The following is a 13,918-nucleotide window of genomic DNA, read 5'->3' as shown; positions in this document are numbered from 1 at the left end:
AAACATATCTTAATCAAAATCTATCCGGTGGCATCTTTCTATTTTTCGGATAAAAAAAAGTACACAAAGGCTGAATCACAAAGGATCTAAGTCCCATGAGTCGAAAAGTCAGCAAAGCCTTTAAGCAATCCGGGGTAATTCCTTATAGAGTGAACAACGGCAAAATTGAAATATTGCTGATTACAACCCGCGATCGCCAAAACTGGGTAATTCCCAAAGGAGGCATTGCTAATGGCATGAGTGCGCCTGATTCCGCAGCTAAAGAAGCTTGGGAAGAAGCTGGGGTGATTGGACAAGTCAATTTCAATAAACTAGGTTCTTACAAGTATCGCAAACGAGGCAAAATCTACCAAGTTCAGATGTATTTGATGCCAGTACAAATGGTCTGTGAAGAATATCCCGAAGCTGGTAAAAGACAACGCCAGTGGCTAGATGTTAGCAAAGCCATCAGATTAGTGAAAAAACCTTCACTACAACGAATCATCCTCAAAGGGTTTTTCCAGACCAAACTCCGCTCTTGTGCGTTATCTTTACTAAAAACAAACCTTTATCTGACTCTATTAACTAAATATAATCATTGTGGAATAATTCTGGCTTTGTATCCACAATTAGGTAAGTGTAATGAAAACCTATAAAATCTGTTAAAAACTGGACTTCACGCAGATTTGTGCGAAGGATGTCGGATTTGGTGGGTAAACCGATATGAAGAGAAAAATACTACGCCAGAAAAAGATCTGGACTGGATCATTCATGAAATTTTTCCCTGACTCATGCCAGTTTGCACCAGCAACAGCCTAAACCCTTAATTTCTCTCCCATGCGTAAGTCCTAATAATTAATTTCCTTGTGATTTTGTTACCTTCCTCCCCCTCACTTTGTCATTGGGGTAATAGAATGAAGAGCGAAGCCTTTGCCCTGCCTTTAAGTAACTAAAGGTAGTGAGTTAGTAGCAGATTCACAAAATTAGTAAAGCAAAAATCTGTATTCAAAATAGGCTTGTAGCATCTATAACGCTTGTAAATTTTTATGACTTCCCGGATTCGCTTTTTAATGTGTGCGCCTGACCACTACGATGTGGACTATGTAATTAATCCCTGGATGGAAGGGAACATTCACAAGTCATCGCGCGATCGCGCCGTTGATCAGTGGCAGCAACTATATCATGTACTCAAACAACACGCTATTGTCGATTTAGTCAAGCCCCAGCTAGGTTGGCCTGATATGGTTTTTACCGCCAATGCTGGCTTAGTGTTGGGGGACAACGTTGTTCTTAGCCGCTTTTTACACAAAGAACGTCAGGGAGAAGAACCTTACTTCAAACAATGGTTTGAGGAAAATGGTTACACAGTTTATGAACTGCCTAAAGATTTGCCCTTTGAAGGTGCAGGGGATGCACTTTTAGACCGCGAGGGACGTTGGCTATGGGCTGGATACGGTTTCCGTTCAGAATTAGATTCTCACCCTTACCTAGCTAAATGGCTGGATACTGAGGTGCTTTCCCTACGGCTGATAGATGAACGCTTCTATCATTTAGATACTTGTTTCTGTCCGTTAGCTAACGGTTATTTGCTTTACTATCCTGGCGCTTTTGATGCCTACTCCAACCGCTTAATTGAAATGCGAGTAGCAGCCCAAAAGCGTATAGCAATAATCGAAGCTGATGCTGTCAACTTCGCCTGCAATGCGGTGAATGTGGACAGCATCGTGATTATGAATAAGGCAAGTGATGCTTTAAAAACACGCCTAGGAAATGTTGGTTTCCAAGTGATTGAAACGCCGCTGACGGAGTTTCTCAAAGCTGGTGGTGCGGCTAAATGTCTCACCTTGCGGGTAACGGAACCAGTCAGGGCAGAAATTCATGCCAATGTGTCAGTAGAAAGCCGCATCATTCGTATAGAAGGGCACTTGCTTGACTCCGGCTTGATTAACCGTGCTTTGGATTTAATTGTAGATGCAGGCGGTAGCTTCCAAGTGCTGAATTTTGACTTGGGAGAACAGCGTCAAAGTACCTCAGCTGCGGAAGTAAAAGTATCAGCGCCATCCCATGAAGTGATGGAAGAAATCATCTCCCAGTTGATCGATTTAGGTGCTGTCAACTTGCCTGAAGATGAGCGAGATGCCAAACTTGAGCCTGTGGTTTTAGCTGGCGTAGCTCCCGATGATTTTTACGTCAGTACAATTTATCCTACCGAAGTGCGGATTAATGGGCAATGGGTGAAAGTGGAAAATCAGCGCATGGATGGCGCGATCGCTATTACTCAAACCGCCAATGGTTTACTGGCAAGGTGTAAAATACTACGTGATCTTGAAGTTGGCGAACAGGTAGTTGTAGATGTGCTTGGTATCCGCACCATCCGTAAACCAGAATCGCGGGAACAAAGGAATGCTCAAGAGTTCAGCTTTATGTCGGCTGGTGTTTCCAGTGAACGCCGCGTCGAGTTGGTGGTTGAACAAGTGGCTTGGGAATTACGTAAAATTCGTGATGCTGGCGGTAAAGTAGTTGTTACGGCTGGGCCTGTGGTGATTCACACTGGTGGCGGCGAACATCTCTCACGGCTGATCCGTGAAGGCTACGTACAAGCGCTGTTGGGTGGTAATGCGATCGCAGTCCACGACATTGAGCAAAATATCATGGGTACATCCCTCGGTGTGGACATGAAGCGGGGTGTCGCTGTGCGTGGAGGACACCGCCATCACCTGAAGGTGATTAATACTATCCGCCGTTATGGCAGTATTGCCAAAGCAGTTGAGGCGGGAGTGATTAATAGCGGCGTGATGTATGAGTGTGTGCAAAATCACGTACCTTTCGTGCTGGCTGGTTCGATTCGAGATGATGGGCCTTTACCAGATACCCAAATGAATTTGATTCAAGCACAGGAGGAATACGCCAAGTACCTAGAAGGTGCGGAGATGATTTTGATGCTATCTAGTATGCTCCACTCCATTGGTGTAGGGAATATGACTCCTGCGGGGGTGAAGATGGTTTGTGTGGATATTAATCCTGCTGTGGTGACAAAGTTGAGCGATCGCGGTTCTGTAGAATCAGTGGGTGTGGTGACTGATGTGGGATTGTTTTTGAGTTTGTTGGTGCAGCAGCTGGATAAGTTGACAAGTCCCTATGTTGCTAAGGTAGGTTAAGAAAAGTCTCACGCAAAGGCGCAAAGGCGCGAAGAAAGGGAAATGGCAAGGGTAGCTTTTAATGGAGAGTTGCGGGTTAGTTGGGTTAGTTTGATTGCTGATTTTATGCTGGTGGGGATGGTTTTTGGCCCGCCAGTTGCTCCTTTTTTGGCTGCGTCTGGTGTGTCTTTGCTTGATGGTATTGCGGACATCATTTATTTCATGGGTAATCATGTATGTCCGCAACCAGATATGGGGTTAGATTTAGCACCGCCGTTTATCATGGCTGTGTGTATGCGCTGTTACGGCACTGTCACAGGTTTGTTGATTACACGGCTGTTGTATGGTGTGACTGGTGGCAAAGGTTTTTACTGGTTAAGTCAGTATGGTATGAGTGGTGTAGCGCTAGCTAGTGTGTTGATGATGGCTTATCCTTTGGAATTAGCAGCGCAGGTTTTCGGTTTGTGGAGTTTTAATAATTATATAGTTACGCCTTTTGGGTTAATTACGGGTTTGGCGTGGGGTTTGTTTATGATGCCGTTTTTGCATCGATATAGAGATAAAATCAACAACTTCATGAACTAATAAAAACTCACTCAATTTTTTATCAAAAATCTCATAATTTTCCTGTTATCTTCTTTGAAATAGTTAACCTAGTTCTTAGTCAAATCCCAAAAGCCTTACAGTCATAGGATTAGGGCAAAATATACGCAGTCCCAAAAATTGCGTACAAAATCTGCCTCAACAGAGAAATCAGGTTTTTGACTCAGCCTATTGATCATAAAATCAATCAGGTTTAAAACTCATGTGTATATTTTGATATCATTTTCGTATAAAATTCTTAGTGATATCAAGTATTAAATAGTTAAATCAATGGAAACCACAGAAATTCCTGTAACAATCGTCTATTTTGGTGCCAAGCCAAATTACTTAAAATTTGCTTTAAAATCAGCGGCAAACTTTAACGATACAGTAGTGCTTATCGGAGATATAGCCAATAAGGATTTCTGGAAAAATCACTGGGATACTACAATTATAGAATGTAGTAAGTATCAAGCTTTTTTAAAAAATTATATCCACATGTCAACAAATTCTCAAGAATTTGAAATTGCTTGTTTTAAAAGATTTTTCTATTTAGAACAATGGATGGAAAAAAATGATATCAAAAAAGCATTTTTGTTAGATGGCGACATCATGACTTTTGCCAATTATTCAGAACAAGTCGCTTTACTTTTATCTAGTGATTGTATCGCTACTTTAATAACTCCAGAAAATCAACCTAAATTGAGATTTACATCTTCTCCTCATTTCTCATATTGGACTTTTGAAGGATTGAAGGATTTTACAAATTTTTGTACTGAGGCATACACCAACAACATACTAAATAAACTTCAAGAGAAATATCAATGGCATGTTAATAATAAACTTCCAGGAGGAATATGTGATATGACTCTATTATATTTATGGTCTGAGGGAAATTCTCAAGTGGCTAATCTTAATAGAGTCATCAATGATATGACGGTAGATACAAGTATTAATGTATCAGCTAATTACTTTGACAATGAATACCAAATGCAATTCGGTTTAAAAAAGCTGATTTTCAGAAATGGAATTCCTTATGGTTATAATCAAATTTTAAACAAAGAGATCAAGTTTTTGTGTCTACATTGTCAGGGCAAAGCGAAAGCTGTAATGAAATTTTTGTATTATAAACAGTTAAGAAATTTCTATTATCTTCCCAAAATTGTTGCAACAACTAAATTGCACTTGAAGCGCTTTATCAAGAAGATAATAAGCAATAAATAAAAACTTTAAATTCAAAGTGACATCACAAGGGTTGAGTCTTTACAGTTCAGGTGGTTTGGTTGGTTTTCGCACAGTCGTAAACCATTGAGTGATCCCCTCGGCGATCGCTTTTGCCTTTTTCTTCTGTTCTTCTGGGTTGACTACCTCCTCAAATTCATCAGGATTACTCATAAAACCTAATTCCAGCAGTACTGATGGTGCAATCGCCGGACGTGTCAGCGCTAGGTTATCCCAAAAAACACCATAAGAAGGTTTACGTAATTTTTTAACTACATAATTATGCAAAAATATCGCTAAACTGTGGGCTTGAGGCTGATACCAAAAAGCTGCGAATCCCTTGGTTTTTTCAGCATCGCCATCATCGGGTAGAGAGTTGTGATGGATCGAAACAGCGATCGCAGGAACTTCTTTTTTAATAATCTCCTGACGTTCCACCAGGGAAAGATCGCGATCGTCCTCCCGCGTCATTACTACCGTTGCACCTAGTTTTACCAAATCGTCGCGCAGCAACTTCGATACCATCAAGTTGACATCTTTTTCTAAATAACCAGTTGGCCCCTCAGCACCAGATTCTTTACCGCCATGACCGGGATCGAGTACAATCTTGATACCAGATAAAGGCTTTTGTCTATTACGTCCAATTACAGGCGGATGACGCAAAGCCAACACCAGGGTTGTGCCATCGTATCTCAGCTTATATCCCCACTGTTGAGCTTTTTTGAGGTTAAAGGTGTATTGTACTTGTCCTGGAGCTACCTGTTGCCAATCCAGGCGAGAAATTAAGGGGTCATCATCCAATCTAATAATGTCAGTTTGGGCAGTGGTGTTATAGAGTGTCAGGGTAAAATTATCTTTGCCTTGTTGCACACTTACGGGTACAGGAACTTGTAGCGGAAAAGCCATCTCTGTGGCATTAGGGAGTTGACGGTAGCCGACACTGCGAATAATTGTACGTGGCGGAACAGCACCTGGTAGAATGCGGGTCTCCTTACTATTAATCCAAGCTCCATAGTCTAGGCGTAACCATTCACCTTCCCTTCCTGTAACTGCTGCGCGTGTTCCTAATGGTAGTGGGGTGAGTCGAGAATAATCGGTGCTAGGGCCAGTACGTGCTACACCTGAGTCTACTGTCACCTCAGCAACAGGCAACTGTGCAGGTGAGAGGATTTGAATTTTGCCAGTTCCTGGTTGAGTTATCGTCTTGCCATTCAGCGTCAGTTGAAACTGAGGTTTTCCCAAATCTACCTCTTGAGTGACATCTGGGACAACAGCACCAGAAATGATGTTGTTACCGTAAATGAAACTCAAGATATTAGTATCAGGTTGGGGAACCGTAGTGCAACCCTCATACTTTCCTGCGGTAGACTGGGCAGTAGGTTGATTTCGCCCCGTCAGGGCTGCCAAATTAGTTGGTAACTGTGCCTGCTGAGGCTGGGGGAAAAGGGCAACAGTTTGATTAGCCAGTTTGACAGAAACACTGGCATTGGGGGGTGCGACCCCTTCGGGCAGCTTCGCTAACGCGCTAAAACAAATTAGTTCCCCTGGTAGTCTGGCAATGTCAGATGCAGGAGTCAGAGAACCTGTAGCAAAGGCTAACCCTTGTGGTAACTTTGGCTGAGTGTCAAGCCTAATCACCTTAATCTGAAGTTCTTGATTTTGGTAACGTACAGTAAACAGATTCTCTCCCACCTGCAAGGGGAAACTTGGGGAAAAATGACCAGCCTGACTTCGCCCAATTGGCTTACCATTGATGAAAACCTGACCATCTGTTGGTGCTGTGCCCAGGAAAAAAATTTTCTCGGCACTTGTCTGGTAGTTCGTCCGGGGAAAAACAACCACAAGAGATGATTCTGCCAATGCTACAAAAGGGGTGAGAAAATAGCTTAAGACTACTATTCCTAAAAGTTTTTTCACGGCAAAATTACACACAATTTACCACAGTGACTGTGGCACAATGACGGGATGTATTTTGAGAAGTCGCTAAAAATTCAAACTACTATGACTAAGTTTATCTTTGTAACTGGAGGTGTAGTTTCCAGTATAGGCAAAGGCATTGTAGCAGCAAGCCTAGGACGTTTACTCAAGTCACGAGATTATTCGGTGTCGATTCTCAAACTCGACCCCTATATTAACGTTGATCCGGGTACCATGAGTCCCTTTCAGCATGGAGAAGTGTTTGTCACCGAAGATGGCGCCGAAACAGATTTGGACTTGGGGCATTACGAACGCTTTACTGATACCTCCATGTCACGGCTAAATAGTGTCACCACTGGCTCTATTTACCAAGCAGTAATCACAAGAGAGCGACGTGGCGACTATAACGGCGGCACAGTGCAGGTGATTCCCCACATCACCAATGAAATTAAAGAACGGATTCTGTTAGTTGCTAAAGATACGAACCCATCTGTGGTAATTACAGAAATTGGTGGTACGGTGGGAGATATTGAATCACTACCATTTTTGGAAGCTATCCGCCAGTTACGGAAGCAGGTAGGACGGCAGAATGTGCTGTATATGCATGTCACACTCTTACCGTGGATTGCCTCAGCCGGTGAAATGAAAACGAAGCCGACACAGCATTCAGTCAAAGAACTCAGATCTATTGGCATCCAACCAGATATTTTAGTATGTCGGTGCGATCGCCCCATCCCCGTGGGATTAAAACGCAAATTGTCAGAATTTTGTGATGTCCCGGAAGAATGTGTGATTACCTCCCCAGATGCCAGCAGTATTTATGAAGTACCGCTGATTTTGGAACGGGAAGGACTGGCACAGCAAGCCTTGAAGTTGCTGCACATGGAACAACGCCAACCCAATCTCGTGCAGTGGCAAACAATGGTAGAACGCTTGTACAGTCCTAAATACCCAGTGGAAATTGCCATTGTCGGTAAATATGTCAGCTTAGGTGATGCTTATCTTTCTGTAGTGGAAGCACTACGACATGCTGCCATTGCTACTTATGGCAATTTGCGCTTGCGTTGGGTGAACTCAGAAAAGTTGGAGACAGAACCAGCCGAAACTTATCTAGCGGGTGTGGATGGCATAGTTGTGCCTGGAGGTTTTGGTATTCGGGGAGTAGACGGCAAAATCGCCGCCATTAAATATGCCCGCGATCGCCAAATTCCCTTCTTAGGTTTATGCTTGGGAATGCAATGTACCGTCATTGAATGGGCTAGAAACGTCGGAGGCTTAACAGGTGCTAACAGTGCAGAATTCGACCCTGATACTAACTATCCAGTGATTAACCTGCTGCCAGAACAACAAGACGTAGTTGATTTAGGCGGGACAATGCGTTTAGGTTTATATCCTTGTCATATTTTGCCCAATAGTTTAGCTTTCCAGTTGTATCAAGAAAAAATCATTTATGAACGGCATCGTCATCGGTACGAGTTCAATAATACTTACCGCCAGCTGTTGTTAGATTCTGGCTATATCATTAGCGGCACTTCTCCCGATGGACGCTTAGTTGAAATTGTGGAATTTCCCCAACACCCATTTTTTGTATCTTGCCAATTTCATCCAGAGTTTAAATCGCGTCCTAGCGTTCCTCATCCTTTATTTAAAGGATTTATGCAAGCTGCGATCGCCCGTACTCATTCAACCTCTGGTTTACAAACACCTGTAGAGGTGTCTTAATCAATTCAAAATTAAAAAGATGATTTTTGATTTTTGAATTAACGCGCAGCAACATTGACTTGGGATTTCAGGAAATTTTTTAACATTCAGGGTGGCTATCTTTCGTAAACTTTGGACTTGAGGAGATGTTGTGGCGTACTGGGTGAAAATCCTTTACGAGAGGAAAGAATATGTAGTCAATTTCGACCATGTTAATGCTTTTTGTTACGAAAACAATGGCAGGGTTACTTTTTGGTTGCCCGATAGTGCTATTCCTATTGTGATTAACCCACAAAGTAATCCAGAAGACTATCAAAAGGTTCTCGATTATCTAGAACGCGTCACTGGATTAGAAATAGAGAATGCCTACTGGGTAAAAATTATTTATGAAAAAAATGAATATGTAATTAATCTCACCTGCGTTAGTTCCTTTTGTCAGGAATCTAATGGCAGGATAACTTTTTGGTTACCAGATGGGACTATCCCCATTGTCATCAACCCCGTGAGTAATCCCGACTCTTATGAAAAAGTTTTACAATTCATTCAAAAGGAAACTGGATATTCTTTTTCTTGAAAAAATAGCAGAATTAAATTTTGGATTTTGAATTTTGGATTTTGGATTGAATTAATAAAATGTAGGGTGCGTTGTCGCACAGCGCAACGCACCGCCAATAATTAAAGGTGCGCGATTCCTACGGCATAACACACCCTACTGGCCCTCAAAAGCTTTATGGAATAAGAGTCGTTTTTAATTCACATTAGGCATAATTTAAAATCTAAAATCTAAAATCTAAAATTCGCTTAACCTATCAATTCTTGCAAACGTTTCAATACACTAAGTACTTGATCTAGTTCTGAATCACGTTCAATTGATAAAGCATAAGAACGTGCATATCGGGGTTGTTCTTGTTGAATCAATTTGATAAAAACAAACTCTCTACCATTAATCAGGAAACCAAAAATCGGTTGTACAGTATTGGGATTATCAAGCATGTAAGCTAGTGCTTGGGATAAGGCTACCATGACATCGAATTTACTACTTTTAGATTCGATAACCAGTACCCAAAGACGTTTTTGAATGACTAAGACATCAATGTTTCCTCTGACAAGAAAACTTTCGTCTTCAGCAGAAATTTCAATAGAAGTTTCGGTTTCAATCTCAAAAGGTGGTTGATAAAATCCAGCTAAATCGAGTAAAGGAGACAGCACTACCATCTTTACCGCCTCTTCTGACATCAGACGGCGCTGATTCAAATTTAAATAGTTACTTTTCACTCGTTCCAAAGCTTGCTTTTCAGCATCAGTCAGAGTCGGTAAATTTTCTGTCCATTCTGTGAAGAAGTTGCTGTCTGTAGTAAGTTTTAAACCAAATTTTTCTTCTAATTCGTAAAGACTAATGTCTCTAGCTTGGATAATTTGAACCATAATTGAAAATAATTTCAAAATCCCCAATGGTGTTGCCATGCCAATTTCGCTGCACCCACCATTCCCGCAGTGTTACCTAATTCTGCTGGCAAAATTTGTAAACCCAGGCGCGATGTCAACATGACTCGCTTTTCAATTTCTGCCTGCATCGCTGGTAAGAAAAACTTAAAACTAGCGCTGACACCGCCACCAATAACGATCGCTTCCGGTGTCAAAACATAAATTAGACTAGTTAAACCTATACCCAAATCCTTACCATATTCTTCCCAAAAAGTCAAGGCTTGAGCATCTCCAGCTTCAGCAAGAGCGCCTAATTCTGCTGGTTCCTTGCCTGTGCGGCGACGAATAGCGATTACCGAAGCATATTGTTCCAAGGAGCCTTGATTGCCGCTGTTACACATGGGGCCATCGGGGTTGAACGAGATTAAACCCAATTCTCCAGCTGCTCCTTGATGTCCAGTAAACAGTTTACCATCGAGGATAATCGCCCCACCAACACCAGTCCCCAAAGTCAAGAGGATGAAATTTTGAAAGCGGCGACCAGCGCCTAGCCAAGCTTCTCCCAAACCTGCACAGTTAGCATCGTTAGCCACAACGGTAGGTCTGCCAGTTTTGGCTTCTAGCCAGTCAGCCAAAGGCACATCATGCCAACCTGCCAAATTAATAGCGATTTTGGCAATACGTCCTGTTGCGTCAGCTGGGCCGGGAGTACCCACAGCAATGGCAACAGTTTGATTATCCAAGTCAACTTGAGCGATCGCATCTACCATTACAGCCAGGACTGCTTCTGGTGTGGAGGGTTGGGGAGTTGGCACAGTCAAAGATTGCAGGCAAGTACCATCTTGACTGAAACGCCCCAGCTTAATCGCTGTTCCTCCCAAATCGATACCAATTACTTGAGGATTCACCACTGTCAAATTTTCACAACCAGAGGCATATTAGCTTTTTCGGATTTTGGCGCTAAACAATTGCGAGTCTTCTGTATTTTTCGCAGTGATGCGTAAATCAGTCACAACCGCAGAACGAAAACTCGATTGCTCTTGCCAAGCTGTAATTGGTGTACCCCTTAAGATACCAGCAAGGGCAACAGAAAGCATAAACCCGCCAGCTGCGGCGGCAATTAAAGTAAGGTTATCTTTCACACAAATCTCTCAATTACAAATACAAAAAATTTAGACGATGAAACTGTTTAGTTGGTGTCAGTTGTTAGTTGTCAGTTGTCAGTTGTCAGTTGTTAGAGGGACAAAATCTTTTAATGCAGTGTTGGACTAATAGTTGTCTCAATGGTGTACTAGTGCTTATTAGTTGTCAACTTTATAACAGTTCATTACGACTGACCACTAACAACTAACCACTAACAAATAACAACTGACTCTTAACTATTTCCGGATTCCATTTTCTCGCCGTAATCGGGGATTGACAAATTCATTTAGCCCCTCACCAAGTAGTGATAACCCTACCACCATGCATGTCATTGCTAAACCAGGGAAAAGCGTAGTCCACCAAATGCCAGTAGGTAGTGCTTCTAGAGCTTGTTTTAAATCATGTCCCCATTCTGGCACTTCTTCGGGAAGCCCTAACCCCAAAAAGCCCAAGCCGCCTAATACTAAAATTGCATCGGCGGCGTTCAGCGTAAATAATACAGGTACGCTTTGAATGACGTTGAAAAATAAATAGCGAGAAAGTACAATCCAAGTGGAAGCGCCCATTGCTTGAGCCGCTTCAATGAAAACTTCAGTTTTCACGCTCACAGTGTGGTTGCGAACAACACGGTAATATTGGGGAACGTAAGCAATACTAATGGCGATCGCAGCATTCAATATCCCCCGCCCGACTACAAATGCTAACGTCACTGACAACAATAAACCCGGTAAGGTGTAAATGCTATCCATGAGAAACAGCAACACCTTATCCAATCTACCGCCGAGATAGCCACTCACCATCCCCAATGGCACACCAATAACCATACTCAGCGCTGTAGCTAAAATTACTACTTGCAGTGCTGCTTGAGCGCCAAATACCGTGCGGGAGAATACATCATTGCCTAGACGACTTGTACCAAACCAATGTTCGCCTGATGGTGGCTGCTGAGGGAGGTTAGAGAGAAATTCCTTCGGGTTTTGCAGCCATCCCCAAGCCTGAAATACAGGCGCAAAGAAAGCTAGAAATATGAAAAATAAAGTAATAACTAACCCAATCACCATTAATTTCTGGGAAAGATTGGGACTTTTGGCAAAGCGTAGAAATGTTGGTAGCTGACGTTTAGTAATGGTCATTTGCGATCGCCTGCATTAAGCAAGATACGCTGACCATTGTACATAGGGGACTGGGGATTGGGGAGATGAGGGAGAAAATAACTCAACCCATGCCCCATGCACCATTCCCAATGCCCAATTCCCAATTCCCAATTTATTATGCTATATTAAACGTAGTCGTTATGAGTTTGTTTTACTGTCATGACTAACCCGACTGTAGAAAACTTAGTGATTATCGGTTCTGGGCCAGCAGGGTACACAGCCGCTATTTATGCAGGACGAGCTAACCTAAAACCCGTTGTCTTTGAAGGTTTCCAAGCCGGGGGGTTGCCTGGTGGGCAATTGATGACAACGACGGAGGTAGAAAACTTTCCTGGATTTCCCCAAGGCATTACGGGGCCAGAACTGATGGATCAGATGAAGGCGCAAGCTGAGCGCTGGGGGGCTGAACTATATACTGAGGATGTGATATCTGTTGATTTAAGTCAGCGTCCTTTCATAGTGCGATCGCAAGAAAGGGAATTTAAAACCAATAGCATCATCATTGCCACTGGTGCCACAGCCAAGCGTTTAGGTTTACCTAGCGAACATGAATTTTGGAGTCGCGGTATTTCAGCTTGTGCAATTTGCGATGGTGCAACACCAATTTTCCACGGTGCAGAACTAGCTGTCATTGGCGCTGGTGACTCAGCGGCGGAAGAATCAATTTACCTGACTAAGTATGGTTCTAAGGTAAATATGTTAGTTCGCACCGATAAAATGCGGGCTTCTAAAGCGATGCAAGACCGAGTTTTGAGTAACCCGAAAATCCAAGTGCATTGGAACACAGAAGCCGTGGATATTTTCGGTAACGGTCATATGGAAGGGGTGAAAATCCGCAATACCAAAACTGGTGAAGAAAGCAAACTCAACGCCAAAGGACTATTCTACGCCATTGGTCACACTCCCAACACCTCCTTATTTAAGGGGCAATTAGAACTTGATGAAGTGGGTTATATTGTCACCAAAAACGGTTCTGTAGAAACGAGTGTAGAAGGCGTTTATGCTGCTGGCGACGTGCAAGATCATGAATTTCGTCAAGCAATCACAGCTGCTGGTACCGGTTGTATGGCGGCGATGTTGGCAGAACGCTGGTTGTCTTCGAGTGGTTTGATTCAAGAATTCCATCGACAACCAGAAATACTGGATAACGAATTAGAACATCAGCCAGCTGCCAAGAAAACAGAAGCCGAGGAAGAAGCAGGATTTAACTTGCAAGCCACACGCCACCAAGGCGGTTATGCCTTGCGTAAATTGTTCCACGAAAGCGATCGCTTGCTCATTGTCAAATATGTTGCTCCTGGTTGCGGCCCTTGTCATACCCTGAAACCGATACTAAATAAAGTAGTAGATGAATTTGACGGCAAGATTCACTTTGTAGAAATTGACATCGACAAAGACCGAGAAATCGCCGAAAATGCCGCTGTCACAGGCACCCCAACAGTCCAATTCTTCAAAAATAAGGAATTGGTCAAGGAACTCAAAGGTGTTAAACAAAAGAGCGAGTATCGGCAGTTAATTGAAAGTAATCTTTAGGGCATGGGGAATTGGGAATTGGGAATTGGTAATTGGGAATTGATAATTGGTAATTGGTAATTGGTAATTGAGGTAAAAATTTCCCCCTCATCTCCCTCATCCCCCTCATCTCCCCCCACTCCCTAC

12 protein-coding genes are annotated in these 13,918 nt (G+C 42.7%); 7 read left to right on the top strand and 5 right to left on the bottom strand.

Features of this window, described 5'->3' with window-relative positions; all coding sequences use genetic code 11:
* Window positions 1-95 precede the first annotated feature (95 nt).
* The 4 genes from I8748_RS24305 to I8748_RS24290 all read left to right on the top strand — a co-directional run bounded on the left by I8748_RS24305 (window position 96) and on the right by I8748_RS24290 (window position 4,922).
* A complete protein-coding gene (locus tag I8748_RS24305; RefSeq protein ID WP_198127109.1) occupies window positions 96-635 on the top strand; it encodes an NUDIX hydrolase in 540 nt (179 codons plus the stop codon).
* 390 nt (window positions 636-1,025) lie between these two features.
* Window positions 1,026-3,137: a bifunctional arginine dihydrolase/ornithine cyclodeaminase gene (argZ, locus tag I8748_RS24300; RefSeq protein WP_198127108.1), complete on the top strand. Its 2,112-nt coding sequence runs from the start codon at window positions 1,026-1,028 to the stop codon at window positions 3,135-3,137.
* Between the two features lie 42 nt (window positions 3,138-3,179).
* A complete protein-coding gene (locus I8748_RS24295; protein WP_198127107.1) occupies window positions 3,180-3,701 on the top strand; it encodes a DUF2085 domain-containing protein in 522 nt (173 codons plus the stop codon).
* A gap of 288 nt (window positions 3,702-3,989) precedes the next feature.
* Window positions 3,990-4,922, top strand: a complete 933-nt coding sequence (locus I8748_RS24290; RefSeq protein WP_198127106.1) for a hypothetical protein — start codon at window positions 3,990-3,992, stop codon at window positions 4,920-4,922.
* A gap of 39 nt (window positions 4,923-4,961) precedes the next feature.
* Here I8748_RS24290 and I8748_RS24285 read toward each other — a convergent pair whose 3' ends face one another.
* Window positions 4,962-6,836, bottom strand: a complete 1,875-nt coding sequence (locus I8748_RS24285; protein WP_198127105.1) for an N-acetylmuramoyl-L-alanine amidase — start codon at window positions 6,834-6,836, stop codon at window positions 4,962-4,964.
* Between the two features lie 84 nt (window positions 6,837-6,920).
* On the opposite strand from I8748_RS24285, the gene I8748_RS24280 reads away from it, so the two are divergent.
* Together I8748_RS24280 and I8748_RS24275 are read left to right on the top strand one after the other, a co-directional pair.
* Window positions 6,921-8,558 carry a CTP synthase gene (locus I8748_RS24280; protein WP_198127104.1) on the top strand — a complete coding sequence of 546 codons (1,638 nt, stop codon included), beginning with the start codon at window positions 6,921-6,923 and terminating at the stop codon, window positions 8,556-8,558.
* 130 nt (window positions 8,559-8,688) lie between these two features.
* Entirely contained in the window at window positions 8,689-9,111 is a 423-nt protein-coding gene (locus I8748_RS24275; protein WP_198127103.1) for a hypothetical protein, read from the top strand.
* 227 nt (window positions 9,112-9,338) lie between these two features.
* Here the strand turns inward: I8748_RS24275 and I8748_RS24270 are convergent, their stop codons facing one another.
* The 4 genes from I8748_RS24270 to I8748_RS24255 form a co-directional block, all read right to left on the bottom strand.
* Window positions 9,339-9,962: a type I restriction endonuclease gene (locus tag I8748_RS24270; protein ID WP_198127175.1), complete on the bottom strand. Its 624-nt coding sequence runs from the start codon at window positions 9,960-9,962 to the stop codon at window positions 9,339-9,341.
* A 14-nt stretch (window positions 9,963-9,976) separates the two neighbouring features.
* Entirely contained in the window at window positions 9,977-10,873 is an 897-nt protein-coding gene (locus I8748_RS24265; RefSeq protein ID WP_198127102.1) for an ROK family protein, read from the bottom strand.
* A gap of 27 nt (window positions 10,874-10,900) precedes the next feature.
* Window positions 10,901-11,104, bottom strand: a complete 204-nt coding sequence (locus I8748_RS24260; protein ID WP_198127101.1) for a hypothetical protein — start codon at window positions 11,102-11,104, stop codon at window positions 10,901-10,903.
* Between the two features lie 237 nt (window positions 11,105-11,341).
* Window positions 11,342-12,238: an ABC transporter permease gene (locus I8748_RS24255; RefSeq protein WP_198127100.1), complete on the bottom strand. Its 897-nt coding sequence runs from the start codon at window positions 12,236-12,238 to the stop codon at window positions 11,342-11,344.
* Window positions 12,239-12,418: 180 nt separating this feature from the next.
* Between I8748_RS24255 and trxB the strand changes: the two genes are divergently transcribed.
* Complete coding sequence (trxB, locus tag I8748_RS24250; RefSeq protein ID WP_198127099.1) at window positions 12,419-13,792, top strand: thioredoxin-disulfide reductase; 1,374 nt, start codon at window positions 12,419-12,421, stop codon at window positions 13,790-13,792.
* Window positions 13,793-13,918: the final 126 nt, after the last annotated feature.

Origin of the sequence: Amazonocrinis nigriterrae CENA67 (assembly GCF_016056305.1) — a bacterium.
Taxonomy (GTDB): Bacteria; Cyanobacteriota; Cyanobacteriia; order Cyanobacteriales; family Nostocaceae; genus Amazonocrinis; species Amazonocrinis nigriterrae.
The sequence above is the reverse complement of the archived record's forward strand: the minus strand, read 5'-3'. Positions and strand labels throughout refer to the sequence as shown.

Excerpts from the sequence above, each read along its gene's own strand:
- I8748_RS24305 (WP_198127109.1), top strand. The coding sequence starts at position 96 with ATGAGTCGAAAAGTCAGCAAAGCCTTTAAGCAATCCGGGGTAATTCCT.
- argZ (WP_198127108.1), top strand. The coding sequence starts at position 1,026 with ATGACTTCCCGGATTCGCTTTTTAATGTGTGCGCCTGACCACTACGAT.
- I8748_RS24295 (WP_198127107.1), top strand. The coding sequence starts at position 3,180 with ATGGCAAGGGTAGCTTTTAATGGAGAGTTGCGGGTTAGTTGGGTTAGT.
- I8748_RS24290 (WP_198127106.1), top strand. The coding sequence starts at position 3,990 with ATGGAAACCACAGAAATTCCTGTAACAATCGTCTATTTTGGTGCCAAG.
- I8748_RS24280 (WP_198127104.1), top strand. The coding sequence starts at position 6,921 with ATGACTAAGTTTATCTTTGTAACTGGAGGTGTAGTTTCCAGTATAGGC.
- I8748_RS24270 (WP_198127175.1), bottom strand. The coding sequence starts at position 9,962 with ATGGTTCAAATTATCCAAGCTAGAGACATTAGTCTTTACGAATTAGAA.
- I8748_RS24255 (WP_198127100.1), bottom strand. The coding sequence starts at position 12,238 with ATGACCATTACTAAACGTCAGCTACCAACATTTCTACGCTTTGCCAAA.
- trxB (WP_198127099.1), top strand. The coding sequence starts at position 12,419 with ATGACTAACCCGACTGTAGAAAACTTAGTGATTATCGGTTCTGGGCCA.